The organism is Brevinematales bacterium, assembly GCA_026415355.1.
GTDB lineage: Bacteria > Spirochaetota > Brevinematia > DTOW01 > DTOW01 > SKYB106.
The window spans coordinates 1-685 of sequence record JAOAHF010000064.1; the positions used below are offsets into that span (position 1 = coordinate 1).

General features: G+C 33.1%; 1 protein-coding gene. It reads right to left on the reverse strand.

Annotated features, from left to right (window positions below):
* Positions 1-685: hypothetical protein (locus tag N2712_08060; protein MCX8029931.1), on the reverse strand; the 685-nt coding region annotated here is incomplete at both ends.

The following is a 685-nucleotide window of genomic DNA, read 5'->3' on the forward strand; positions in this document are numbered from 1 at the left end:
CCACTTTCTAGCCTCCATCGTACTAATTGGTTTCAAAAAGTATGTTTTGTTTAGTAGTGCTAAAAAAGCTACTGGTAAGAATATGAGAATATTAAGTAGTATCTTATGTATTCTAGATTTATCTAAAGCACGATTAATCTGATAAACAGAATATGAAGATAATAAACCTATTATGGGTATGAAAAAGTTTGAATACCTAGGAAGTTCTCTTGAGGAAAGAGATAACAAACCTATCAAGTTTATAGTCCCGAATAGGAGTATCAGAACCAAGTAATAAACTCTATCAAATTTTTCGTTCTTCGTAACCAAAATTAAGGACAATGGAAACAACAAAAATGGAACTACACCCGAGCCTATTATCAACCCTTGATAAACGTAAAAATACAAACTACGATCTAGATTAAAACTACCTTCACCTGTCTCATAGAAGAATCTATTTACTATGACATCTGGAATAACTAGGAAGTTTGGAATAAAGACAAGAAGGGAAGCAACAAAAACTATCACACTCATCAAAGTAGTAACAAATAATCTAGTTACATCTAATATCTTACTCCTGATAATACTCAAGACGTAAACGCCAGCAGGTATTATAAGCAGAGAAGCATAATTTATCTTGTAAGAAGCTGCCATAGCGGCGAAAAAGAGTGAAGCAAAGAGGTACTTGACATTATTCCTCTTCCCA